The following is a 22,342-nucleotide window of genomic DNA, read 5'->3' as shown; positions in this document are numbered from 1 at the left end:
CGGTGCGGACCCCCGCCCCGGTGCCGGACGCAAGGATCCGCAGGGGCCGCCCCCGGCGCAGGTGAGGCCACCGTGGGAGGCGCCCACGCCAGCGACGTCACCCGTCCAAGGCGCCCCCCCGGGCCAGCACACCCTTACAGGCGGCCCAGCACCTTCCCCAGCAGCTCACCCATGCGCGTAGCGCTGTCGCGGCCCGCCTGGAGGACCTCCTCGTGGTTGAGGGGCTCACCCGTCATGCCCGCGGCAAGGTTCGTGACCAGGGAGATGCCGAGCACCTCCGCACCCGCCTCGCGCGCGGCGATCGCCTCGAGGACCGTGGACATGCCGACCAGGTCCGCACCGATCGTGCGGGCCATGCGGATCTCCGCGGGCGTCTCGTAGTGCGGGCCGGGGAACTGCGCGTAGACGCCCTCCTCGAGCGAGGGGTCGACCTCCTTGCAGAGGGCGCGCAGCCGCGGCGAGTAGAGGTCCGTCAGGTCGACGAAGTTCGCGCCGACGATCGGCGACGTCGCCGTCAGGTTCAGGTGGTCGCTGATCAGCACCGGCTGGCCGGGCCGCATGCCCTCGCGCAGGCCACCGCAGCCGTTGGTCAGCACGATGGTCTTGCAGCCGGCGGCGACGGCGGTCCGCACGCCGTGCGCGACGGCGGCCACACCGCGGCCCTCGTAGTAGTGCGTGCGGCCCAGGAAGACCAGCGCGCGCTTGTCGCCGACCTTGAAGGAGCGGATGCGGCCCCCGTGGCCCTCGACGGCCGGCGGCGGGAAGCCCGGCAGCTCGGTGACGGGGAACTCGGCCTCGGGGGCGCCGAGCGCCTCGACGGCCGGCGCCCAGCCGGAGCCCATCACGAGGGCGACGTCGTGGGTCTCGGCGCCCGTCAGCTCACGCAGGCGCGCGGCGGCGGCGTCGGCGGCGGCGTAGGGGTCGCCCTGGATGCTGTCCGGAATAACTGAAGCGTTCACGCGGACGAGAGTAGCCGTTTATGGCCTACGCGCGTAGATGACGATGCTCACGGGATTCCGATCGTTGTCTTGTCGTTTCCGACGAGAGCGTGATCGGGTTCCGGCGGGTGCCCGTCCCGGTGCCGGAGAGCGCGCTGCCGGGCCGTGCTCAGCAGGGGCGCTTGCGCAGTTCCATCACGTAGTCGTGGGGCGCCCCGGCCGACTCCGCGGCGTCCGCGAGCTCGCCCAGGTAACGCGCCGAGGGCAGCCCGCCCTCGTACCCGTTGAGCACGTACACCCAGGCGGGTTCCTCCGCCTCCAGCGTGTGCACCCGCACCCGCATGCGCCGGTAGATGTCCATGCCGACGCCCTCCCACCGGTCCATGGACTCCTCGTCCATGGGAGCGATGTCGTAGAGCGTGACGAAGACCTGCGAACGGGGGGCCTCCACGATCGTGGCGAGGGCCCCCTCCCATCCCATGTGCTCGCCGCCGAAGGTGAGCCGCCAGCCGTTCAGCCAGCCGGTCGCGCGCAGCGGTGAGTGCGGGGCGCGGCGTGACATGAGCCGCGGATCCAGATTGCCGGCGTACGCGGCGTAGAGCGACATGTGGTCGAGGGTACGGCAGCAATCACGTAGGCCCCTCACGTAGCGGGAGGACCGCCCCGACGAGGGCCGTTCCACGGACGGCGGGCCCCGGCGCGTGAGCACCTTGAAGCGTGCGGGACAATGGAGTACGTGACTCGGATCGTGATCATTGGCGGCGGACCCGGCGGATACGAGGCGGCTCTTGTGGCCGCCCAGCTCGGCGCGGAGGTGACCGTCGTCGACTGCGACGGTCTGGGCGGGGCATCGGTGCTCACCGACTGCGTCCCCTCGAAGACCCTCATCGCGACGGCCGAGGTGATGACCACCTTCGACTCGTCGTACGAAGAGCTGGGGATCATCGTCGCCGACGACACCCCGCACATCGACACCCCCGCGCGGGTGGTCGGCGTGGACCTGGGGAAGGTCAACCGCCGGGTGAAGCGGCTCGCGCTCGCGCAGTCCCACGACATCACCGCATCCGTCACGCGTGCGGGCGCGCGCGTGCTGCGCGGCCGGGGCCGGCTGGAGGGCCAGCAGGACACCGACGGCTCCCGCAAGGTGGTCGTGCGGGCCGCCGACGGGACCGAGGAGACCCTCGTCGCCGACGCCGTGCTGCTCGCGACCGGCGGCCACCCCCGCGAGGTCCCGGACGCCCAGCCCGACGGCGAGCGGATCCTGAACTGGACGCAGGTCTACGACCTCGACGAGCTGCCCGAGGAGCTCATCGTGGTCGGCTCGGGCGTGACCGGTGCCGAGTTCGCCGGCGCCTACCAGGCGCTCGGTTCCAACGTCACCCTGGTCTCCAGCCGCGACCGCGTGCTGCCCGGCGAGGACCCGGACGCCGCCGCCGTCCTGGAGGACGTCTTCCGCCGCCGCGGCATGAACGTCATGTCCCGCTCCCGCGCCGCCTCCGCCAAGCGCGTCGGGGACCGCGTCGAGGTCACGCTCGACGACGGCCGCGTCATCACCGGCTCGCACTGCCTGATGGCCGTCGGCGCCATCCCGAACAGCAGCGGCATGGGCCTGGAGGAGGCCGGGGTCAAGCTCAAGGACTCCGGGCACATCTGGACCGACAAGGTCTCGCGGACCTCGGCCCCCGGTGTCTACGCCGCCGGTGACGTCACCGGCATCTTCGCGCTCGCCTCCGTCGCCGCCATGCAGGGGCGCATCGCGATGTACCACTTCCTGGGCGACGCGGTGCAGCCGCTGAACCTGAAGGCCGTCTCCGCGAACGTCTTCACCGACCCGGAGATCGCGACCGTCGGCTACAGCCAGTCCGACGTCGACGCCGGAAAGATCGACGCCCGCGTCGTCAAGCTTCCGCTGCTGCGCAATCCGCGCGCGAAGATGCAGGGCATCCGGGACGGTTTCGTCAAGATCTTCTGCCGCCCCGGCACCGGAATCGTGGTCGGCGGTGTGGTCGTCGCCCCGCGCGCCTCGGAACTGATCCACCCCATCTCGATCGCGGTCGACAACAATCTGACGGTCGAGCAGATCGCGAATGCGTTCACCGTGTACCCGTCGCTTTCGGGGTCGATCGCGGAGGTCGCGCGTCAGCTCCACACACGCAAGACGGCGGGCGAGGCCTGACCGCCGCTGCGGCCGGGAACAACTCCCCGCAGGTCACGCACTGTTGTCGCCCATTCGTGCGGCATAGGCGGGGAGAGTAGGCACGTATACCACTTCCCACCCAGTCGTGCGAACAACTTCTGTAATTCGGCGCAAACTGCTGAAAGCAGACGGTCGTTGGGGTTACTGTCAGTTTCGTGTTCGCTGCAGAACGTCGCCAATTGATCCTCGAAATGGTGCGGGCCAACGGAGCGGTATCGCTCCGTGAGCTCGCCCGCGTCGTCCAGACCTCCGAAGTGACCGTACGGCGGGACGTGCGCGCGCTGGAGGCAGAAGGACTCCTCGACCGCCGACATGGCGGTGCGGTATTGCCGGGCGGATTCACGCGGGAGTCCGGCTTTCCGCAGAAATCACATCTCGCGACCGCCGAGAAGACGGCCATCGCCGATCTCGCGGCGGGCCTCGTCGAAGAGGGCGAAGCCATCGTCGTCGGGGCGGGTACGACCACGCAGGAGCTGGCCCGACGGCTCGCGCGGGTACCCGGCCTGACCGTCGTCACCAACTCCCTGCTGGTGGCACAGGCGTTGGCCCACGCCAACCGGGTCGAAGTCGTCATGACCGGCGGCACCCTGCGCGGCTCGAACTACGCGCTGGTGGGCAGCGGTGCCGAACAGTCCCTCCAGGGGCTGCGGGTGACGCGCGCCTTCCTGTCGGGCAGTGGTCTGACCGCGGAGCGCGGCCTCTCCACGTCCAACATGCTCTCCGCGAGCGTGGACCGCGCGCTGGTCCAGGCGGCGGCCGAGGTGGTGGTCCTCGCGGACCACACCAAGCTCGGCACCGACACGATGTTCCAGACGGTGCCGACGGACGTCATCACCCGTCTCGTCACGGACGAGCCGCCGGGTCACGACGACCGGGCGGCCACCGAACTGCAGGCCCTGGCCGACCAGGGCGTGCAGATCACGGTGGCCGGCGGGGCGGCCGCCCCGGGCGCGGCTTCCGGTGCCGAGCCCGTCCAGGCGGCGCGCCAGCAGCCGCGCAGGGAGCGGGACGTGCCCCTGCCGGGGCAGCGCCGCAACCACGGTGCGGGCCCCGGCCAGCAGCTGCGCAGCGCGCTTCTCGGGGAGCAGCCGCCCGGGGAGCGGGCCGCGCGCGTCGCCGACATGCGCCGCCGCTGAGCCTTGGGCGGCCGCGGGACCGCGAGGCGCGGGGCCGCGGTTACGGCTGAGGCCGCGAACGATCGGGCAGGCGGTACGGAGTTACGTCGCCGGCTGCCCGTCGGCCTTCAGGCCCCGTAGCGTCAGCATGAGCAGCCGGTCGGCCAACTCCGGGTCGTCCGGGGTCTCCTCGGCCGCCAGTGAGATCGCGTTGGTCAGCTGCAACAGGTCGGCGATGGAGACGTCGGGGCGGATCGCCCCCGCCTCCTGCGCGCGGGCGAGCAGCGCCGCGCCCGCCTCGCGCATCGGCATGCTGCACCGCGCGAGCGCCGAAGTGGCGTCGTGCGACGCCGACATGAGCGCGCTCGACAGGCCGCGGTACTCACCCGCATGAGTGATGATGGCGCGCAGCCACGCCACCATCGCGGCGCAGGGCTGCGGGTCGTCGAGCAGCGCGTGCGAGCGGGCGAGGAGGTCGCTCACCGCGTCCTCCCAGACCGCGCTCATCAGCGCGTGCCGGTTGGGGAAGTGCCGGTAGAGCGTGCCGATGCCGACGCCCGCGCGGCGTGCGACGTCCTCCAGGGACGTGCCCGTGCCGTGCTCCGCGAAGGCCGAGCGGGCCTCGGCGAGCAGGCGGTCGTAGTTGCGGCGGGCGTCGGCGCGCATCGCTCGTGCTGACTGGGCGGGGGGCGTGGTCTGCGTCGACTGTGCCGTCTGCCGGGGCGTCCTCGCCTGCTGGCCCGTGCCGGTCGTCATCCCCGCACCTTTCGTGGACGTACGCGTACCTCAAGCATGCCACTGCCTTGCAGGCGGCTTGGGCGGGGTGGGGCGGGCGGCACCGGGGCTCGGGTCATCACCGGCTTCGCCGAGTTCGTCCTCAAGCGCCGGACGGGCTGAGATCCCGGCCGGACGGGCTGAAACGACCGTGGGGCGCGGCAGGAAATGCCGGCGGGGCCGTGCTGGAACGTCCAGCGCGGCCCCGCCGGCCCCGTGCGTCAGTCCTTGATCTCGCAGATCACCGCGCCGGACGTCAGGCTCGCGCCCACCTCCGCGGTGAGGCCCTTGATCGTGCCCGAGCGGTGGGCGTTCAGGGGCTGTTCCATCTTCATGGCCTCCAGGACGACGATGAGGTCGCCCTCGTTGACCTCCTGGCCCTCCTCGACCGCGACCTTGACGATCGTGCCCTGCATGGGCGAGGCGAGGGTGTCGCCGGAGGCGGCCGGGCCGGACTTCTTGGCCGCGCGGCGCTTGGGACGGGCGCCGCCCGCCGCCGCGGTGCGCGCGATCGTCATGCCGAGGGAGGACGGCAGCGAGACCTCCAGGCGCTTGCCGCCGACCTCGACGACGACCGTCTCGCGGCCCGGCTCCTCGTCCGTCTCGGCGTCCGCGGAGGCCGTGAACGGGGGGATCTCGTTGACGAACTCGGTCTCGATCCACCGGGTGTGGACCGTGAACGGGTCGCTGGAGCCGGTCAGTTCCGGCGCGAACGCCGGGTCCTTGACGACGGCACGGTGGAACGGGATGGCCGTGGCCATGCCCTCCACCGTGAACTCCTCGAGGGCGCGGGAGGCGCGCTGCAGCGCCTGCTCGCGCGTGGCGCCGGTGACGATCAGCTTGGCGAGGAGCGAGTCCCACGCCGGGCCGATGACCGAGCCGGACTCCACGCCCGCGTCCAGGCGGACGCCGGGGCCCGACGGCGGGGCGAAGGTGGTGACGGTGCCGGGCGCGGGCAGGAAGCCCCGGCCCGGGTCCTCGCCGTTGATGCGGAACTCGAAGGAGTGACCGCGCAGTTCGGGGTCGCCGTAGCCGAGCTCCTCGCCGTCGGCGATGCGGAACATCTCGCGTACGAGGTCGATGCCGGCGACCTCCTCGGTGACCGGGTGCTCCACCTGCAGACGGGTGTTGACCTCCAGGAAGGAGATCGTGCCGTCGACACCGACGAGGAACTCCACGGTGCCCGCGCCGACATAGCCGGCTTCCTTCAGGATCGCCTTGGAGGCGGTGTACAGCTCCGCGGTCTGCTCGGCGGTCAGGAACGGCGCGGGCGCCTCCTCGACGAGCTTCTGGTGGCGGCGCTGCAGCGAGCAGTCACGGGTCGAGACGACCACGACGTTGCCGTGCTTGTCGGCCAGGCACTGGGTCTCCACGTGCCGCGGCTTGTCGAGGTAGCGCTCGACGAAGCACTCGCCGCGGCCGAAGGCCGCCACGGCCTCGCGCACCGCGGAGTCGTACAGCTCGGGGACCTCGTCGAGGGTGCGGGCCACCTTCAGACCGCGGCCGCCACCGCCGAACGCCGCCTTGATCGCGATCGGCAGGCCGTTGGCCTCGGCGAAGGCGACGACCTCGTCGGCGCCCGACACCGGGTCCGGCGTGCCCGCGACCAGCGGGGCGCCGGCGCGCTGCGCGATGTGCCGCGCGGCGACCTTGTCGCCCAGGTCACGGATGGCCTGCGGCGGCGGGCCGATCCAGTTCAGGCCCGCGTCGATGACGGCCTGCGCGAAGTCGGCGTTCTCCGAAAGGAAGCCGTATCCGGGGTGGATGGCGTCCGCCCCCGCGTCCTTGGCCGCGGCCAGCACCTTGGAGATGTCCAGGTAGCTGGTGGCCGGAGTGTCACCGCCCAGCGCGAACGCCTCATCGGCTGCCCGTACATGCAGAGCGTCCCGGTCCGGGTCTGCGTAGACGGCTACGCTCGCGATCCCTGCATCCCGGCATGCCCGGGCAACGCGGACAGCGATTTCGCCACGGTTGGCGATGAGCACCTTGCGCACGATGGCTCCCTCCTTGAAACAAGCCGAGTTTAGGGACTGCCGACACGGGCTTACGACCCGTCCCCAATGGTGAGCTTGCCCACACGGAGTGTGACTCGAGGTTGGCTAGGTCCGCGAAATCCCTTGTCGTACCGCGGTACACAGGGTCCCTCCACCGCAGCGTAGCCCTCCGATGTGGTCAAGGTCTCTGTGAGTCAGCGCTGCGGACGCGCGGCTTTCTTTGTGGAGTCCCTACGAATGGCCCAATGATTCTTTGCCCGCGGCACAGCTCTTGTCCCCGGGTTTACCCATGAGTAGCGTGCGGGTGGCTCGGAACGTACTAGGGGTAACAGCAGCGGAAAGTGGGTGGGGCGCCGTGGCGCGCAGACCGGTGGCCTGGCTGGGAGCGGTCGTTCTTCTCGCGGAGGCGGTCGGCATCGCGCTCCTCAACTGGTTCCTCGGCCTCGTCGTCGACAAGCAGGACATGTCCCTGGCCGGACTCGACCCGCACGCGATGACCGTCTCGACCTGGATCGCCGGCCTCCTCTTCGGCGGCTACCTCACCCTGTGCGCCGTCGTGCTGGCCCGCACCGCCGCCCGCGACCGCGCCCCCGGCACCTTCGGCCGGGTGCTCCTGATCAGCTGCGCCGTCGTGCACGGCCTGCTCGGCGCGTTCTGCGTCGGCCTGGTGGGCTGGGCCGCGTTCGTCTTCATGATGGTCGTGCTCGGCCTGATCGTGCTCCCGCTCGTGGCGTACGAGAAGAAGGCGCAGCGCGAGGGCGCGGCGGAGGGCGACGGGGCGCCCGGGAGCGGGGCCCCGCAGCCCGCCTGAGCCGGCGCGCGGACTACGGCTGCCACAACTCCGTGATGCCGACGCCCAGTTCCGCCAGGAGGCGGCGCAGCAGGGGCAGCGAGAGGCCGATGACGTTGCCGTGGTCGCCCTCGATGCCCTCGACGAACGGCGCCGAACGGCCGTCCAGGGTGAACGCCCCCGCCACATGCAGCGGTTCGCCGCTCGCGACGTACGCCGCGACCTCGGCGTCGGAGGGCTCGCCGAACCGCACCACGGTCGACGCCGTCGCCGACACGTACCGCCCGGAGACGGTGTCGCGGACGCAGTGGCCCGTCTGCAGGACGCCCGCGCGGCCGCGCATGGCCTTCCAGCGGGCGGTGGCCTCCTCGGCGTCGGCCGGCTTGCCGAGCGCCTGTCCGTCCAGTTCCAGGACCGAGTCGCAGCCGATCACCAGCGCGCCCTTGGCGTCCGGCCGCGCGGCGACCACGGACGCCTTGGCCTCGGCCAGCGCGAGGGCGAGCTCGGCGGGGGTGGGCGCGGACACCTTGTCCTCGTCGACGCCGCTGACGATCACCTCGGGGGCGAGGCCCGCCTGGCGGAGCAGGCCGAGCCGGGCGGGGGACTGGGAGGCGAGGACGAGACGGCGGGGCTGATCACTCATGGGGGTCAGCGTAGGCGGTGTGCGGGGCGCCGGGCACTCAGTGGATGCCCAGCACGAACATCGCCACGACCATGGCCAGGGCGAGCACGAGGCCCGCGCGGCGCATCCTCGCCTGCAGGTCCCGCATGTCCTTGGGAGGGTTGTCCTCAGGGTCCGACCACAGCATGCAATCGATGGTGCGACCGGACGGGCCGGGACACCTGAGTACGCGTACTCAAGTTCCCCGGCCCGAGTGCCCTAGCCGGGCCAGTACGTGCGGCCCCACGCCGTCGGTGAGGGCGCCGGCAGCCGGTGGCGGGCCACCCGCGTGGGGTCGGCCCACGCGGCGGGCGGCTCGGGCGCACCGGACGTGCCGGCGGCCAGCGCCGCGGCGCGCGCCTGGACCACCGCCAGGGCGGCGGCCAGCTCCTCGGGGGTCGGGTTGCCCCGTACGACCTTGATCATGAGCCCTCCCTGAGGGACTAGAGGACCTGAGGGACTAGAGGGGGATGTTGCCGTGCTTCTTCGGAGGCAGGGATTCCCGCTTCGTCCGCAGCTGACGCAGGCCGCGTACGAGGTGGGACCGGGTCTCCGACGGCATGATCACCGCGTCCACGTACCCGCGTTCGGCCGCCGTGTACGGGTTGAGCAGGGCGTCCTCGTACTCCTGGATGAGCCGGGCCCGGGTCTCCTCCTGGGCCGTCTCGTCGCCGGCCGCGGCGATGGTGCGGCGGTGCAGCACGTTCACCGCGCCCTGCGCGCCCATCACCGCGATCTGCGCGGTCGGCCACGCCAGGTTCAGGTCGGCGCCCAGGTGCTTGGAGCCCATCACGTCGTACGCGCCGCCGAAGGCCTTGCGCGTGATGACCGTGATCAGCGGGACGGTGGCCTCCGCGTACGCGTAGATGAGTTTCGCGCCGCGGCGGATGATGCCGGTGTGCTCCTGCTCGACGCCCGGCAGGAAACCCGGCACGTCCACGAACGTGATGACCGGGATGTTGAACGCGTCGCAGGTGCGGACGAAGCGGGCGCCCTTCTCGGACGCGTCGATGTTCAGACAGCCCGCGAACTGCGTCGGCTGGTTGGCGACGATGCCCACCGGCTGCCCCTCGACGCGGCCGAAGCCGGTGAGGATGTTCGGCGCGAACAGCGGCTGCGTCTCGAAGAACTCGCCGTCGTCCAGGACGTGTTCGATGACGCCGTGCATGTCGTACGGCTGGTTGGCGCTGTCCGGGATCAGCGTGTCCAGCGCCAGGTCCTCGTCCGTGGGCGCCAGGTCGGCCTCCTCGGGGAAGGCCGGCGGCTCGCTGAGGTTGTTCGACGGCAGGTACGACAGCAGGGACTTGACGTACTCGATCGCGTCCTTCTCGTCGCCCGCCATGTGGTGGGCCACGCCCGACGCCGAGTTGTGGGTGCGCGCGCCGCCCAGCTCCTCGAAGCCGACGTCCTCACCGGTGACGGTCTTGATGACGTCGGGCCCGGTGATGAACATGTGCGAGGTCTGGTCGACCATGACGGTGAAGTCGGTGATGGCGGGGGAGTAGACGGCGCCGCCCGCGCAGGGGCCGACGACCAGGCTGATCTGCGGGATCACGCCGGACGCGTGGGTGTTGCGGCGGAAGATCTCGCCGTACATCCCGAGGGCCATGACGCCCTCCTGGATGCGGGCGCCGCCGGAGTCGTTGATGCCGATGACCGGACAGCCGGTCTTGAGCGCGAAGTCCATGACCTTGACGATCTTCTGGCCGAAGACCTCGCCGAGCGCGCCGCCGAAGACGGTGAAGTCCTGCGAGAACACGGCGACCGGACGGCCGTCGACCGTGCCGTAGCCGGTCACCACGCCGTCGCCGTACGGCCGGTTCTTCTCCAGGCCGAAGTTGGTCGAGCGGTGCTGCGCGAACTCGTCGAGCTCGACGAAGGAGCCCTCGTCGAGCAGGAGTTCAATGCGCTCGCGGGCCGTCAGCTTCCCCTTGGCATGCTGCTTCTCGACCGCGCGGGCCGAACCCGCGTGCTTGGCCTCCTCGATGCGGCGCTGCAGGTCGGCGAGCTTTCCCGCGGTGGTATGGATGTCGATGGCGCCGTCGTCGGCGCGGTCGTCGGCGCCGTGGTCGGCGCTGCGGTCTTGCGCGGGCACGTTGGGCTCTTCCGGCTCGGACATCGGGATGCGGCTCCCTGCCTGCTCAAAGGGGCTTGTCTAACGGCGGTGCGGCTGGCTACTGACCCGTAGCGTATCGGCGCCGATACGGTTCGGCAGTGCGGCGTTTACCACACCTAAGGTGGCTTGCATGACGCCGTCAGATGCTGAAGACAACCGCTGGTCCGACCTGGACCGCCCGCCGCTGAACGCCGCTTCCCTGCGCCGGGCGCTGCTGCGGGAGGGCGGGCTGTGGTCCTCCCTGGACGTGGTGGCCGCCACCGGTTCCACCAACTCCGACCTCGCGGCGCGGGCCGACGAGCTCCCCGAGGGCGCGGTGCTGGTCGCCGAGGAGCAGAGCGCGGCGCGCGGCCGCCTGGACCGGCGGTGGTCCGCGCCCGCCCGCTCCGGGCTCTTCTTCTCGGTGCTGCTCAAGCCCGACGAGGTGCCCGTCGAGCGGTGGGGGTGGCTGCCGCTGCTCACCGGCGTCGCCGTCGCCACGGGGCTGTCCCAGGTGGCCGGCGTGGACACCGCGCTCAAGTGGCCCAACGACCTCCTGGTGACCGTGGGCGAGGAGGAGCGCAAGGCCGGCGGCATCCTTGTGGAGCGGGCGGGGGCGGCGGACGGCGGGGGTGTCGTGGTGGGCGTCGGCATCAACGTCACGCTGCGCGCGGAGGAGCTGCCGGTGCCCACGGCCGGCTCCCTCGCCCTGGCCGGCGCCGGCACCACGGACCGCGACCCGCTGCTGCGGGCCGTGCTGCGCTCCCTGGAGCGGTGGTACGGGGACTGGCGCGACGCGGACGGCGACCCGGCCGCCTCCCGCCTCCAGGAAACCTACGCCGCCGGCTGCGCCACGCTCGGCCGCCGCGTCCGCGCGGAACTCCCCGGCGACCGCTCGATCGAGGGCGAGGCAGTAGCGGTGGACGGCGACGGCCGCCTGGTCCTGGCCACGGAAAAGGGAATGCAGGAACCAGTAGGAGCAGCCGACATCATCCACCTACGCCCTGCGGGCACCCCGTAAGGGGCGCGGGAAACGGCACACCCAGCCGGCCCGCGCCCGCAGCCGCGGACTGGCGGGGCCCCGGCAGACGCGCCCCGTAAGGGGCGCGGGGAACTGCGCGCTCAGCCAAATCGCGCCTGCAGCCGCCGCCCGGCGGGCCCCCGGCAGACGCGCCCGCGGGGGCGGCACGGGACGGATGACGGCGAGCGCCCCGTAAGGGGCGCGGGGAACTGCGCGATCAGCCAAATCGCGCCTGCAGCCGCCGCCCGGCGGGCCCCCGGCAGACGCGCCCGCGGGGGCGGCACGCGACGGGGTGACGGCGAGCGCCCCGTAAGGGGCGCGGGGAACTGCGCGATCAGCCAAATCGCGCCCGCAGCCGCCGACCGGCGGGCACCCGGCAGACGCCAAAACCGCCCAAGCCCCCCGCAGGGGAGCGCTCCCGCGCCCCCGTCAAGACACCGCTCCCGGGAGTCGTACGTGAGCTGCGGCACACCTGCCGTAAAGTTGGCGCCGGTCGAACCTGACCGCGGCAGATCGGAAGGGCAGCAGGCGTGACCGTCGACGACACGGGTTCCGGCGAGGGCGTACACCCCGCCCCTGACGGCGGGCCCGGGGTGCCCGAGGTACCCGAGGTGGTCGAGAAGGGTGAGGACGACGCGGCGAAGGACCCGCTCGCCCTCCGCCTCGAACAGCTCATCCTCGGCGCCGACCGCCGCTACACCCCCTTCCAGGCGGCCCGCAGCGCGGGCGTCTCCATGGAGCTGGCGTCCCGCTTCTGGCGGGCCATGGGCTTCCCCGACATCGGCCAGGCCAAGGCCCTGACCGAGGCGGACGTGCTCGCCCTGCGCCGGCTCGCCGGCCTCGTCGAGGCGGGCCTGCTCAGCGAGGCGATGGCCGTGCAGGTGGCGCGGTCCACGGGACAGACCACCGCCCGGCTCGCCGAGTGGCAGATCGACTCCTTCCTGGAGGGGCTCACCGAGCCGCCCGAGCCCGGCATGACCCGCACCGAGGTCACGTATCCGCTGATAGAGCTGCTCCTGCCCGAGCTGGAGGAGTTCCTCGTCTATGTGTGGCGGCGCCAGCTCGCCGCCGCCACCGGCCGCGTGGTGCAGGCCGCGGACGACGAGGAGATGGTCGACCGGCGCCTAGCCGTCGGCTTCGCCGACCTCGTCGGCTTCACCCGGCTGACCCGCCGCATGGAGGAGGAGGAGCTCGGCGAGCTCGTCGAGGCCTTCGAGACCACCGCGGCCGACCTGGTCGCCGCGCACGGCGGGCGGCTCATCAAGACCCTCGGCGACGAGGTGCTCTACGCCGCCGACGACGCCGGCGTCGCCGCCGAGATCGCCCTGCGCCTCATCGAGACCATGGCCAACGACGAGACCATGCCGGAGCTCCGCGTCGGCATCGCCTTCGGCACGGTCACCACCCGCATGGGCGACGTCTTCGGCACGACCGTGAACCTCGCGAGCCGCCTCACCTCGATAGCGCCCCGGGACGCGGTCCTCGTCGACGGCGCGCTCGCCGAGGAGCTCACGCGCACCGGCGAGGCGCCCGCCTCCGAGGCGCAGGCCGCGGAGGAGGCGGCGCGGGCCGAGAAGGACGGCGAGGCGCCGCCCTCGTACCGCTTCGCGCTGCAGCCGATGTGGCAGCGGCCCGTGCGCGGCCTCGGCGTCGTCGAGCCATGGCTGCTGGCCCGCCGGAGCGCTCCCCCCGCGTCCTGAGCGGACGCCGGGCCGGCCGCCCTTCCCGCGGCCGGGTCCGGCTGACATGATCCCCGGGTAACGGTCGTTAACCGGAGGTGGAGGAGCGTCATGGGTGACGAGCAGCGGTACGGGGAGTACGTGGCGGTCAGGCGGCACGGCCACGTCGTCGAGCTCGTCCTGGACCGCCCCAAGGCGATGAACGCGGTCTCCACCGGGATGGCCCGCTCCCTCTCGGCCGCCTGCGCCGCCCTCGCCGAGGACGCGGAGGCCCGCGTGGTCGTCCTGACCTCCACCCACGAGCGGGCCTTCTGCGTGGGCGCCGACCTGAAGGAGCGCAACTCCTTCAGCGACGCCGACCTGCGCCGCCAGCGCCCCACCACGCGCGCCTCGTACACCGGCGTACTGGAGCTGCCCATGCCCACCGTCGCGGCCGTGCACGGCTTCGCGCTCGGCGGCGGCTTCGAGCTCGCGCTCTCCTGCGACCTGATCGTCGCCGACCCGACCGCCGTGGTCGGGCTCCCCGAGGTCTCCGTCGGCGTCATCCCCGGCGGTGGCGGCACCCAGCTCCTGCCACGCCGCGTGGGCGCCGCCCGCGCCGCCGAGCTGATCTTCACGGCCCGCCGTGTGGCGGCGCCGGAGGCCCGGGAGCTGGGCCTGGTGGACCTCCTCGTGGGGGAGGGCGAGGCGCGTACGGAGGCGCTCGCGCTCGGCGCCCGCATCGCGGCCAACTCGCCCGTCGGGCTGCGCGCCGCCAAGCGCGCCCTGCGCCTCGGGCACGGGCTCGACCTGCGGGCCGGCCTGGAGGTCGAGGACGCGGCGTGGCGGACGGTGGCGTTCTCGGCGGACCGGGCGGAGGGTGTGGCGGCGTTCAACGAGAAGCGGAAGCCGCAGTGGCCGGGGGAGTAGGGGTCCGGCGGGCTGACGGGCCCGGCGGGCGGTCGGGCCCGGCACTGGGTCGAGGTTCCAAAACCCCCCAAACCTCCTAATCTGGGGAAATGGGTGAGGACGTCCGGCTGCGGGCCGTGGTGGAGCTGGCGCAGGGAATGGCCGCCGCGCACACTCCGCGCGAGTCCTGGCGGGCCGCCGCCGCGGGGACCTGCCGCGCGCTGAACGGCAGCTTCGCGGCGCTCTCCGTGTGGGAGCGGGACATGGGCCGGCTGCGGGTCCTGGTGAACGCGGGGCAGCGCGTCCGGGGCGAGGAGGAGTTCCCGGAGAACGAGGCGTACCCCGTCCATCAGTTCCCGGAGATCACCGAGTTCCTGCACGAGCACTGGGCGGGCGGCGGGGAGCCGCACGCCTGGGTCGAGACGGCGGAGGGCCCGGCGGACACCCGCGCGCCCGGCTACTGCCACCAGCGGGTGGCCGCGCTGCGGCGCCGGGGCCGCGGCTGCTGTGTGATCGCGCCGATCGTGCTGCACGGGCGGGCCTGGGGCGAGCTGTACGTGGCGCGCTCGCCGGGCGCGCCGGTGTTCGACCGGGGGGACGCGGACTTCGCGACGGTCCTCGCGGCGGTGGTGGCCGCCGGGATCGCGCAGACCGAGCGCCTGGAGGAGGCCCGCAGGCTGGCCTTCACCGACGCCCTCACGGGGCTCGCCAACCGCCGCGCGGTCGACCTCAGGCTCGACGAGGCGGTGGAGCGGCATCTGGCCGACGGCTGCGTGGTCAGCCTGGTCGTCTGCGACGTGAACGGTCTGAAGCGGGTCAACGACACCCAGGGCCACGCGGTCGGCGACCGCCTCCTGGAGCGCTTCGGCTCGGTCCTCTCGCTCTGCGGCGCGATGCTCCCGGGGGCGGTGGCGGCGCGGCTGGGCGGCGACGAGTTCTGCCTCCTCTCGCTGGGCCCGACGGCCGACGAGGTGGTGCGGATCGCGGACGAACTCTGCGTACGGGCCACGGAGTTGGAGCTCGGCGACGGGGTGGCGTGCGGGGTGGCGTCGACGGGCGACCCGATCGGCCCGGTCCGCTCGGCCCGCCGCCTCTTCCGTCTGGCGGACGCGGCCCAGTACCGGGCGAAGGCGGCGCACGCCGCCAAGCCGGTGGTGGCGGGCCGCGAGGGGGGCAGGGGCGGGGCGGACCCGGTGATCAGCCTCGCCGACGCGCCGGAGGGGACGTCTCCGGCGGGGGAGCGGCGGAAGTTCCGGGGACGGGGGACGCCGCCGGGGCGGTAAGCGGTCCGGTCGGGCGGTAAGTGGTCCGCTCCGAATCCGCCCGTGACACTTGGCGATTCAATCCGTACGCTGCTGAATATGGATATGCACACCGTGGGCACCGTGGCCCTGGGCACCACAGGGACAACCGCGGCGGACGTCATCGCCGTCGCACGCGACAACGCCCGTATCGAACTGACGGATGACGCACGGGCCTCGCTCGCCGCCGCCCGCGAGATCGTCGACGCGCTCGCCGCCAAGCCCGACCCCGTCTACGGCGTCTCGACCGGCTTCGGCGCCCTGGCCAGCCGCCACATCGGCCCCGACCTCCGCGCCCAGCTGCAGCGCAACATCGTCCGCTCGCACGCGGCCGGGATGGGCCCGCGCGTGGAGCGCGAGGTGGTCCGCGCGCTGATGTTCCTGCGCCTGAAGACGGTCTGCTCCGGCCACACCGGCGTACGCCCCGAGGTCGCCCAGACCATGGCCGACGTCCTCAACGCCGGCATCACCCCGGTCGTCCACGAGTACGGTTCGCTCGGCTGCTCCGGCGACCTCGCCCCGCTCAGCCACTGCGCGCTGACGCTGATGGGCGAGGGCGACGCCGAGGGCCCCGACGGCGAGGTGCGGCCCGCCGGCGAGCTGCTCGCCGCGCACGGCATCACCCCCGTACAGCTCCGCGAGAAGGAGGGCCTCGCCCTCCTCAACGGCACCGACGGCATGCTCGGCATGCTGATCATGGCCCTCGCCGATCTGGAGAACCTCTACAAGTCGGCCGACATCACCGCGGCCCTCACGCTGGAGGCGCTGCTCGGCACGGACAAGGTCCTCGCCCCCGAGCTGCACGCCATCCGCCCGCACCCGGGCCAGGCCGCCTCCGCCGCCAACATGCTGGCCGTCCTCGCGGGTTCCGGCCTCACCGGACACCACCAGGACGACGCGCCGCGCGTACAGGACGCGTACTCCGTGCGGTGCGCCCCGCAGGTCGCGGGTGCCGGGCGGGACACGATGGCGCACGCGCGCCTCGTCGCCGAGCGCGAGCTGGCCGCCGCCGTCGACAACCCCGTCGTCCTGCCCGACGGCCGCGTCGAGTCCAACGGCAACTTCCACGGCGCCCCGGTCGCGTACGTCCTGGACTTCCTCGCCATCGCCGCCGCAGACCTCGGCTCCATCGCGGAGCGCCGCACCGACCGCCTCCTCGACAAGAACCGCTCGCACGGCCTGCCGCCGTTCCTCGCGGACGACGCGGGCGTCGACTCGGGCCTGATGATCGCCCAGTACACGCAGGCGGCGCTGGTCAGCGAGATGAAGCGGCTCGCCGTCCCGGCGTCGGCCGACTCGATCCCCTCCTCCGCCATGCAGGAGGACCACGTGTCGATGGGCTGGTCGGCGGCGCGCAAGCTCCGTACGGCGGTCGACAACCTCACCCGCATCGTGGCGATCGAGCTGTACGCCGCCACCCGCGCGGTCGAGCTGCGCGAGGGCCTCACGCCGGCGCCCGCGACCCGCGCGGTCATCGAAGCGGTCCGCAAGGCGGGCGTCGAGGGCCCGGGCCCGGACCGCTTCCTCGCGCCGGATCTGGCGGCGGCGGACGCGTTCGTACGGGGCGGGGCGCTGGTCGCGGCGGTGGAGCCGGTCACCGGGGCGCTGGCCTAGGCGACGCCGTACCGCACGCATGCACGCATTGCATGCATTGCACGCATGACAGAGGGTGCCGTCACGGGCTGACGGCACCCTCTGTGCGTGCGGGTGGGGGCACGTCAGTCGCGGTCGACGTGCTCGCGGGTGATGTCGCCCTTGACCGCGTCGACGTCGAAGTCGGTCTTGTTCCAGTCGTCGGTGACGACGTCGACGGACCAGACGAGGGAGCCGCTGTCGGTGTCGTCCAGGCTGACCGAGGTGACGGTGCCCTTCTTCTTGTCCGTGGCCGTCTTCGCGGCGTCCTGAGGCGTCTTCTTCGCCTTGGCGAGCCAGCCGGCCAGCTCACGCTTGTCGTCGGCGTCCTGGTCCTTGTCCGGGTCGGAGCTGATCACCTTGCCGGAGACCGCGTCGATGTGGACCTTGTGGACGGTGCCGTCCTTCTCGGCGACCTCGGCGACCCACTGCGGGTTGCCGGAGCGGGCGCTGGCACTGGCGCTCGGGCTCCCGCTCGCGCTGGCGCTGGCGCTGGCACTGGCGCTGGGGCTCGCGCTGCCGTCGTCGTCATCGTTGTCGTCGCGGCCGTCGCGGTCGTCGTCGTCCACGCCCTCCAGGTCCAGCTCGGTCAGCTTGCCGCCCGAGACCTTGGCCAGCGCCGTGTCGGCGGCCTTGTCGTAGGTGACCTTGGTGACGCCGAGCAGCTTCTTCCGCTCCTGCTGGTCCTCCGTGAGGGAGGCGCTGCCGGAGGGGCTGTCCGACGGGGCGGCCTTCTCCTTGGGAACGGACGCGCCGGAGGCCGAGGAGGCGGACGTCTTGCTGTCGTTGTCCCCGCACCCGGTGAGGAGGGCGGCCGAGGCCACGAGGGCGCAGACGGTGCCGGCGAGGCGGATGCGGCGGGCACGGGAGGTGCCGGAGTTCTTCTGGCGGAGCTCGTTACTCATACCCGCATGATGAGCCGCCGTCCCGCCGCTCCCGGGCCCCCACGCACGAGGGTCACCCGATCGACTGTGGACCCACCCCTTCGGCCCGGGGGGCACGCTTTGGTGGACCGGAGACGTTGAAGGTCACCGGGGCCGCCCGGGGTTTTGCGGAGTGTGGCGGTTCCGGGCCGTGAGTAAAGGGCGCCCTGCGGGCGTCGGCTCCGCCGATTCCGCTCCGCTCCACCCTTGACTCCCGCCCCTCCACCGCGACGTGACCTCCGACCCGGACGGCCAGGGGTGGGGTCGGCGGGTGACGCTGCTCGGGTCATCACGTTTCGTGGCCGGGTGCGGTCCGGCTCATCGTGGGCGGGGGCCACGGTGCGCGCTCGGTCAGCCGTCCGGCATCGCCGTTCGGGTCATCGGCTCGCGCTGCCGGGTGCGGTCCGGTCCATCGTCGGCAGGTGTCACCTTCGATGAGCTGCCCGGGGTAGGGGGCTGGCGCCTGCGGGTCTGGCACCTACTTTGGGAAAGTTGCGAATGAATATGCCGCGCGCCCCCCTGTCCCTCTCCAAGCGCCCCCGGAACCGTTCCATCCGCCGAAGGGAATGGGGCAGGTGGGTCCTCTGCGGGCGGTGGGAGTTCTGGGGCTGGGGGGTTCTGGTGGCAATTGAGGTGTGTGGGGCGGGTGGGTTCAGTCGGGGCCACCGGGCTGGGCGGGGGGCAGGATCCTGTGATCGGGCATCCGGTGGGCGGCGCGCGGGGTGTGGCAGGGGGGCGCGCGAGGGTCCGCTTCGCAACTTTCGCGAAGTAGGTGCCAGCCCCCCACAGCGCCACGGTCCGCATCGGCGGCTCGACACGCACTCCGACCCTGGTGCCTGCCCCACGATGAGCCGCATCGTGGCTGCCGCCCGCGATGAGCCAACTCGTACTCGGCCGCGAAGACCGAGGACCCCGGGAAGCCGCCGGGGTGGCCGAGCACGCACCCGGGCATCGGCCCACGCCGGACCGGACCGCACCCGGCCGCGAAGGCCTATGACCCGAGCCGCGATGCCGGGCGATGGGCGGAGCCCAGCCCCTGAGACCCGCCCACGAAGGGCGGTCCGCACCCGGCAGCACGAGCCGACGCCCCCGGCGGTGATACCGCGTGGCTGGCCGAGCTCCGACCGTGGCTCCTACCCACGGCGGTCGGGCGACTGGGGCACAGGGGGGCGGCGCACTCGGCATGAGAGGGGGGCGCGCGACGAACCGATTCGCAACTTTGCCGAAGTTGGTGCCTGCCCCCGCACCTGAAGTAAGGCCGCTCGCCCGGCCGAGCCCAGACCCTGACGTCAACTCACGATGGACCGGACCGCACCCGGCAGCGCGAGGCGATGACCCGAGCGGCGAGGCCGCCGGGTTGGCCGAGCGTGCACCGTGGCCCCCGTCCACGATGGGCCGGTCCGCACCCGGCAGTGAAAGGGGATGTCCCGAGCAGAGAGGTCCGCCGCCTCACCCCTGGCCGTCCGGGTCAAAGGTCAAGTCGCGGTGGAGGGGCGGGAGTCAAGGGTGGAGCGGAGCGGAATCGGCGGAGCCGACGCCCGTAGGGCGCCCTTTACTGCCGGCCCGGAGGCGCCACACTCCGCAAAACCCCGGGCGGCCCCGCCCACCCCCAACGTCACCGCCCCACCGAAGTCACCGCGGCCCCCCGCTCCGGGCACGTATCGCGGATATGAGCGCACCCAGCTGCCGGGGCCCGGTGCTGAGGACGACCTCCGCGCGGTCCTCGCTCTCCCGGAGGCAGACCGTCCCGTCGCGGGCCGTCTTGAGGTACACGCAGGACGATCCTTCCTCGCTGTACGTGGACTTCTGCCAGTTTGACTCGCTCATGAGGGGTCCTTCACATGTCGTGAACAAGGCGGTGGACAAGCTCGCGAGAGGCCTCCGGGCCCAGGGTGACGCTCTCCATGCGGTCCAGGACCAGACGGTATTTCTCCAACTGGCCCCCCGCGTCGACGACCTCGATGCCGTGGGTCGTGTCGAGCTGCACGGTGTCCAGTGCGGGTACGGGCCCGTGGGCGTAGTCCACCCCATGGCCCGACGTGGGAAACGACGTGCCGTCGAAGGGGATCACCCGGATCGTCACGTTCGGCTCCTCGCCGGCCCGGATGAGGTGTTCGAGCTGAGCTTTCGCCACCTCCCGCCCGCCGAACTGCATGCGCAGCGCCGCCTCGTGGACGAGCGCCGTGTACGGGACCCGCCGATCGCCGTGGAGGACCGCCTGTCGCTTGATGCGATGGGAGACGCGGTACTCGATCTCGTGCGGACGCAACGCCGGGACCACTTCGCGGAACAGGGCACGGGCATGCTCGGGTGTCTGGAGCAGCCCGGGAATGTTGATGACCTGCGCGACGCGCAGCGACACGGCGTGGTGTTCCATCTCGGCCAGGTCCAGGAGCCGTGGCGGGAGGCTGTCGCGGTACTCCTCCCACCACCCGCGGGTCCGCTCGGCGGCCATGTCCGCCAGCGCGTCGACGAGCCGCTGATCAGTGCAGGCGTACATGTGGGCGAGGGTGCGCACGCGTTCGGCGCTCACGCCGAAACGGTTGGCCTCGATGTTGCTGATCTGGGCCTGCGTGGTGCCCAGGGTGCGAGCGGCCTCCGCGGCGGTCATGCCCGCGCGTTCGCGCAGCCGGCGCAGCTCCGCACCGATGCGCTGACGGCGCGCCGTCGGTGCGCTCCTTGTGGCCATGGCTCTCCGCTCCATCCCGTACGCGTACGCCCGTCGTGGGCGTCACCCACACGAAGGAAAACCCTGAAGGTTTTGGTCAGCAGTGCAAAACCTTCAGCAACCGGAGCCTACGGTGAGGGGAAGCCGCTCAACTCGCCCCGCCAGTAAGCCGGAAGCGCACCGCAAGCCCTGCGGCATGCCACCGCCCGGCGCAGCCGTGGAGCGGACAAGTCCCGTCACCGCAGGAGGCATTCATGGTCACCGTATCCCCGACGCAGGCCCCCGAGGCCCCGCACGATGAACCCGTCCCCTGGGCGTACGCCCTCCAGCTGCCGCACGACGCCCGCGCGCCGCGCGTGGCCCGCCGCACGCTGCGGACCGTGCTCGTCGCCCACGGCCTCACCGACCTGGTCGAGGTCGCCGAGCTCTTGACGTCGGAGCTGGTGAGCAATGCCTACCTGTACGCAGAGGGCGACGTGACCTTACGGCTCCGCGCGTCGGACGGCGGGCGGCGGTTGCGGGTGAGTGTGTGGGACTCCAATCCGCACATCCCCCCTCCGTTCGACCGTGGATCCGGCGCCGCGGGGCTGTGGCCCGTGCCGGTGGAGGCGGACGGCGGGCGCGGGCTGTTCCTCGTATGCCATTACGCCCGAGCGTGGGGAGGTCACCCGCTGGGTGACGACCTCTTCGGGCGCGGCGGCAAAGTGCTGTGGTGCGAGTTGACGAGCTGAGGCTCAGTACGCCGCGCCTCTGCCCGCCCCGCCGGAGGCGCCCCGTTCTCTGCGTACCGAGAAGACCACGAAACCCGCGCCCAGGCCCAGGAACGCCGAACCGCCGATCACGTACGGCGTCGAATCGAAGCCGCCGGTCTCCGCCAGGTGGCCCGACGTGGCCGTGGTCGTGAAGTGGTCGTCGTCGTGGGGGGTGTGCGGCGCCTGCCGGGTCGTGTCGGCCGGCGGCGCTGTCGCGTTCGCGGAGGGGACGAAGCACAGGGCGCCGAGAAGGGCTCCCGCTGCGGCGGTGGTCAGCAGCGATCGACGTGCGGACACGGAATCGGATCCCCCTTGTGGAGCTGGCGAATTGGCCGTGTGGGGCGATGCTAATGAAAGGGGCGGGTCGCGGGAAAGTCGCGAGGGGGGAGGGCCGTACGCTCCGTCCCATGAGTGGAGACGAGACATCACGGTATGTGCGGCTGCGGGTCGAAATGGTCGTCGAGGTGGATGACGCCCAGAAGCTGACGGGAGCCGCCCTCGGGCACATCGCCGAGGACGAACAGATGCCCGCCGAGGAGCGCGCGCACGCCGAGGCCGCCGTCCAGGAGGACGTCGCCGAGGCGCTCGCCTACCTCGTGGACCCGTTCGACCTGGTCAGCCAGGTCCCCGGCACCGAGCTCACCCAGGCCTCCTGGAGCAGCGAAATGATCGACTACGACCCCGATTCGCCGGACTGGGAGACGGACGGGGATGATGACGACGAGGATGACGAGGGTGACGCGGACAGGGACGCGTACAAGGACGACGTGCTGTAGACCGGATTGAAGAATCCGGAAACGGGAACCCCGGGCAGCAACCGCCGCCCGGGGTTCCGTCGTCTCACCGAGCACGGTGGTCGACGCACACCCGTCCAGTACCGCGAACGTGGTGTTCCCCACATTCGTCGCGGTAGT

Annotated in this window: 22 protein-coding genes; 10 read left to right on the top strand and 12 right to left on the bottom strand. The window is 72.3% G+C overall.

Annotated elements, in window-relative coordinates:
* Positions 1-134: 134 nt before the first annotated feature.
* Complete coding sequence (locus tag ACZ6CV_RS07310) at positions 135-959, bottom strand: purine-nucleoside phosphorylase (protein WP_362363893.1); 825 nt, start codon at positions 957-959, stop codon at positions 135-137.
* Between the two features lie 148 nt (positions 960-1,107).
* The gene (locus ACZ6CV_RS07305) at positions 1,108-1,545 is read right to left on the bottom strand and encodes a gamma-glutamylcyclotransferase family protein (protein ID WP_355803494.1); all 438 of its coding nucleotides are present in this window, start codon (positions 1,543-1,545) and stop codon (positions 1,108-1,110) included.
* A gap of 120 nt (positions 1,546-1,665) precedes the next feature.
* On the opposite strand from ACZ6CV_RS07305, the gene ACZ6CV_RS07300 reads away from it, so the two are divergent.
* Both ACZ6CV_RS07300 and ACZ6CV_RS07295 read left to right on the top strand, forming a co-directional pair.
* Positions 1,666-3,114 (top strand): NAD(P)H-quinone dehydrogenase, encoded by a 1,449-nt coding sequence (locus ACZ6CV_RS07300; protein WP_355803492.1) that lies wholly within the window; start codon positions 1,666-1,668, stop codon positions 3,112-3,114.
* 212 nt (positions 3,115-3,326) lie between these two features.
* Positions 3,327-4,271 (top strand): DeoR/GlpR family DNA-binding transcription regulator, encoded by a 945-nt coding sequence (locus ACZ6CV_RS07295; RefSeq protein ID WP_469250299.1) that lies wholly within the window; start codon positions 3,327-3,329, stop codon positions 4,269-4,271.
* An 81-nt stretch (positions 4,272-4,352) separates the two neighbouring features.
* Here the strand turns inward: ACZ6CV_RS07295 and ACZ6CV_RS07290 are convergent, their stop codons facing one another.
* On the bottom strand, positions 4,353-4,916 hold the full coding sequence (locus ACZ6CV_RS07290; protein ID WP_355804195.1) for a TetR/AcrR family transcriptional regulator: 564 nt from the start codon (positions 4,914-4,916) through the stop codon (positions 4,353-4,355).
* 329 nt (positions 4,917-5,245) lie between these two features.
* Entirely contained in the window at positions 5,246-7,018 is a 1,773-nt protein-coding gene (locus ACZ6CV_RS07285) for an acetyl/propionyl/methylcrotonyl-CoA carboxylase subunit alpha (RefSeq protein WP_469249969.1), read from the bottom strand.
* A gap of 355 nt (positions 7,019-7,373) precedes the next feature.
* Between ACZ6CV_RS07285 and ACZ6CV_RS07280 the strand changes: the two genes are divergently transcribed.
* The gene (locus ACZ6CV_RS07280) at positions 7,374-7,829 is read left to right on the top strand and encodes a hypothetical protein (protein WP_469249968.1); all 456 of its coding nucleotides are present in this window, start codon (positions 7,374-7,376) and stop codon (positions 7,827-7,829) included.
* 13 nt (positions 7,830-7,842) lie between these two features.
* On the opposite strand, the gene ACZ6CV_RS07275 is transcribed toward ACZ6CV_RS07280, so the two are convergent.
* From ACZ6CV_RS07275 to ACZ6CV_RS07260, 4 genes are all read right to left on the bottom strand, one after another.
* The gene (locus ACZ6CV_RS07275; RefSeq protein WP_469249967.1) at positions 7,843-8,451 is read right to left on the bottom strand and encodes a Maf family protein; all 609 of its coding nucleotides are present in this window, start codon (positions 8,449-8,451) and stop codon (positions 7,843-7,845) included.
* Positions 8,452-8,488: 37 nt separating this feature from the next.
* Positions 8,489-8,617 carry a morphogenic membrane protein MmpB gene (mmpB, locus tag ACZ6CV_RS07270; RefSeq protein WP_362363911.1) on the bottom strand — a complete coding sequence of 43 codons (129 nt, stop codon included), beginning with the start codon at positions 8,615-8,617 and terminating at the stop codon, positions 8,489-8,491.
* A gap of 71 nt (positions 8,618-8,688) precedes the next feature.
* The gene (locus ACZ6CV_RS07265; protein ID WP_469249966.1) at positions 8,689-8,895 is read right to left on the bottom strand and encodes an acyl-CoA carboxylase epsilon subunit; all 207 of its coding nucleotides are present in this window, start codon (positions 8,893-8,895) and stop codon (positions 8,689-8,691) included.
* A gap of 34 nt (positions 8,896-8,929) precedes the next feature.
* Positions 8,930-10,588: an acyl-CoA carboxylase subunit beta gene (locus tag ACZ6CV_RS07260; protein ID WP_469249965.1), complete on the bottom strand. Its 1,659-nt coding sequence runs from the start codon at positions 10,586-10,588 to the stop codon at positions 8,930-8,932.
* A 127-nt stretch (positions 10,589-10,715) separates the two neighbouring features.
* Here ACZ6CV_RS07260 and ACZ6CV_RS07255 point away from each other — a divergent pair, with 127 nt between their 5' ends.
* From ACZ6CV_RS07255 to hutH, 5 genes are all read left to right on the top strand, one after another.
* Positions 10,716-11,585 (top strand): biotin--[acetyl-CoA-carboxylase] ligase, encoded by an 870-nt coding sequence (locus ACZ6CV_RS07255; protein ID WP_469249964.1) that lies wholly within the window; start codon positions 10,716-10,718, stop codon positions 11,583-11,585.
* A gap of 530 nt (positions 11,586-12,115) precedes the next feature.
* Positions 12,116-13,285, top strand: coding sequence for an adenylate/guanylate cyclase domain-containing protein (locus ACZ6CV_RS07250; RefSeq protein ID WP_355803476.1), 1,170 nt, complete (start codon positions 12,116-12,118; stop codon positions 13,283-13,285).
* Positions 13,286-13,375: 90 nt separating this feature from the next.
* Positions 13,376-14,173, top strand: coding sequence for an enoyl-CoA hydratase/isomerase family protein (locus tag ACZ6CV_RS07245; protein ID WP_469249963.1), 798 nt, complete (start codon positions 13,376-13,378; stop codon positions 14,171-14,173).
* 89 nt (positions 14,174-14,262) lie between these two features.
* Entirely contained in the window at positions 14,263-15,435 is a 1,173-nt protein-coding gene (locus tag ACZ6CV_RS07240; RefSeq protein WP_469249962.1) for a GGDEF domain-containing protein, read from the top strand.
* A gap of 93 nt (positions 15,436-15,528) precedes the next feature.
* On the top strand, positions 15,529-17,067 hold the full coding sequence (hutH, locus tag ACZ6CV_RS07235; RefSeq protein WP_469250298.1) for a histidine ammonia-lyase: 1,539 nt from the start codon (positions 15,529-15,531) through the stop codon (positions 17,065-17,067).
* A gap of 104 nt (positions 17,068-17,171) precedes the next feature.
* On the opposite strand, the gene ACZ6CV_RS07230 is transcribed toward hutH, so the two are convergent.
* From ACZ6CV_RS07230 to ACZ6CV_RS07220, 3 genes are all read right to left on the bottom strand, one after another.
* Complete coding sequence (locus ACZ6CV_RS07230; protein WP_469249961.1) at positions 17,172-17,990, bottom strand: PepSY domain-containing protein; 819 nt, start codon at positions 17,988-17,990, stop codon at positions 17,172-17,174.
* A gap of 1,650 nt (positions 17,991-19,640) precedes the next feature.
* Positions 19,641-19,835: a DUF397 domain-containing protein gene (locus tag ACZ6CV_RS07225; RefSeq protein WP_469249960.1), complete on the bottom strand. Its 195-nt coding sequence runs from the start codon at positions 19,833-19,835 to the stop codon at positions 19,641-19,643.
* Positions 19,836-19,845: 10 nt separating this feature from the next.
* Positions 19,846-20,697 (bottom strand): helix-turn-helix domain-containing protein, encoded by an 852-nt coding sequence (locus tag ACZ6CV_RS07220; protein ID WP_469249959.1) that lies wholly within the window; start codon positions 20,695-20,697, stop codon positions 19,846-19,848.
* A 233-nt stretch (positions 20,698-20,930) separates the two neighbouring features.
* On the opposite strand from ACZ6CV_RS07220, the gene ACZ6CV_RS07215 reads away from it, so the two are divergent.
* Positions 20,931-21,407 carry an ATP-binding protein gene (locus tag ACZ6CV_RS07215; RefSeq protein WP_469249958.1) on the top strand — a complete coding sequence of 159 codons (477 nt, stop codon included), beginning with the start codon at positions 20,931-20,933 and terminating at the stop codon, positions 21,405-21,407.
* Between the two features lie 3 nt (positions 21,408-21,410).
* Here the strand turns inward: ACZ6CV_RS07215 and ACZ6CV_RS07210 are convergent, their stop codons facing one another.
* Entirely contained in the window at positions 21,411-21,725 is a 315-nt protein-coding gene (locus tag ACZ6CV_RS07210) for an LAETG motif-containing sortase-dependent surface protein (protein WP_469249957.1), read from the bottom strand.
* 110 nt (positions 21,726-21,835) lie between these two features.
* Between ACZ6CV_RS07210 and ACZ6CV_RS07205 the strand changes: the two genes are divergently transcribed.
* Positions 21,836-22,204: a hypothetical protein gene (locus ACZ6CV_RS07205; protein WP_362363940.1), complete on the top strand. Its 369-nt coding sequence runs from the start codon at positions 21,836-21,838 to the stop codon at positions 22,202-22,204.
* Positions 22,205-22,342: the final 138 nt, after the last annotated feature.

It is taken from the genome of Streptomyces sp. NPDC041713, from assembly GCF_055591085.1.
This window is presented reverse-complemented; position numbering and strand designations above follow the sequence as displayed.

Bases quoted from the DNA above. Each gene is read 5' to 3' on its own strand.
- ACZ6CV_RS07215 (WP_469249958.1), top strand. From the start codon at position 20,931: ATGGTCACCGTATCCCCGACGCAGGCCCCCGAGGCCCCGCACGATGAA.
- mmpB (WP_362363911.1), bottom strand. From the start codon at position 8,617: ATGCTGTGGTCGGACCCTGAGGACAACCCTCCCAAGGACATGCGGGAC.
- ACZ6CV_RS07300 (WP_355803492.1), top strand. From the start codon at position 1,666: ATGGAGTACGTGACTCGGATCGTGATCATTGGCGGCGGACCCGGCGGA.
- ACZ6CV_RS07290 (WP_355804195.1), bottom strand. From the start codon at position 4,916: ATGCGCGCCGACGCCCGCCGCAACTACGACCGCCTGCTCGCCGAGGCC.
- ACZ6CV_RS07225 (WP_469249960.1), bottom strand. From the start codon at position 19,835: ATGAGCGAGTCAAACTGGCAGAAGTCCACGTACAGCGAGGAAGGATCG.
- ACZ6CV_RS07220 (WP_469249959.1), bottom strand. From the start codon at position 20,697: ATGGCCACAAGGAGCGCACCGACGGCGCGCCGTCAGCGCATCGGTGCG.
- ACZ6CV_RS07295 (WP_469250299.1), top strand. From the start codon at position 3,327: ATGGTGCGGGCCAACGGAGCGGTATCGCTCCGTGAGCTCGCCCGCGTC.
- ACZ6CV_RS07205 (WP_362363940.1), top strand. From the start codon at position 21,836: ATGAGTGGAGACGAGACATCACGGTATGTGCGGCTGCGGGTCGAAATG.
- ACZ6CV_RS07255 (WP_469249964.1), top strand. From the start codon at position 10,716: ATGACGCCGTCAGATGCTGAAGACAACCGCTGGTCCGACCTGGACCGC.
- ACZ6CV_RS07260 (WP_469249965.1), bottom strand. From the start codon at position 10,588: ATGTCCGAGCCGGAAGAGCCCAACGTGCCCGCGCAAGACCGCAGCGCC.
- ACZ6CV_RS07230 (WP_469249961.1), bottom strand. From the start codon at position 17,990: ATGAGTAACGAGCTCCGCCAGAAGAACTCCGGCACCTCCCGTGCCCGC.
- ACZ6CV_RS07305 (WP_355803494.1), bottom strand. From the start codon at position 1,545: ATGTCGCTCTACGCCGCGTACGCCGGCAATCTGGATCCGCGGCTCATG.
- ACZ6CV_RS07245 (WP_469249963.1), top strand. From the start codon at position 13,376: ATGGGTGACGAGCAGCGGTACGGGGAGTACGTGGCGGTCAGGCGGCAC.
- ACZ6CV_RS07265 (WP_469249966.1), bottom strand. From the start codon at position 8,895: ATGATCAAGGTCGTACGGGGCAACCCGACCCCCGAGGAGCTGGCCGCC.
- ACZ6CV_RS07240 (WP_469249962.1), top strand. From the start codon at position 14,263: ATGGGTGAGGACGTCCGGCTGCGGGCCGTGGTGGAGCTGGCGCAGGGA.
- ACZ6CV_RS07275 (WP_469249967.1), bottom strand. From the start codon at position 8,451: ATGAGTGATCAGCCCCGCCGTCTCGTCCTCGCCTCCCAGTCCCCCGCC.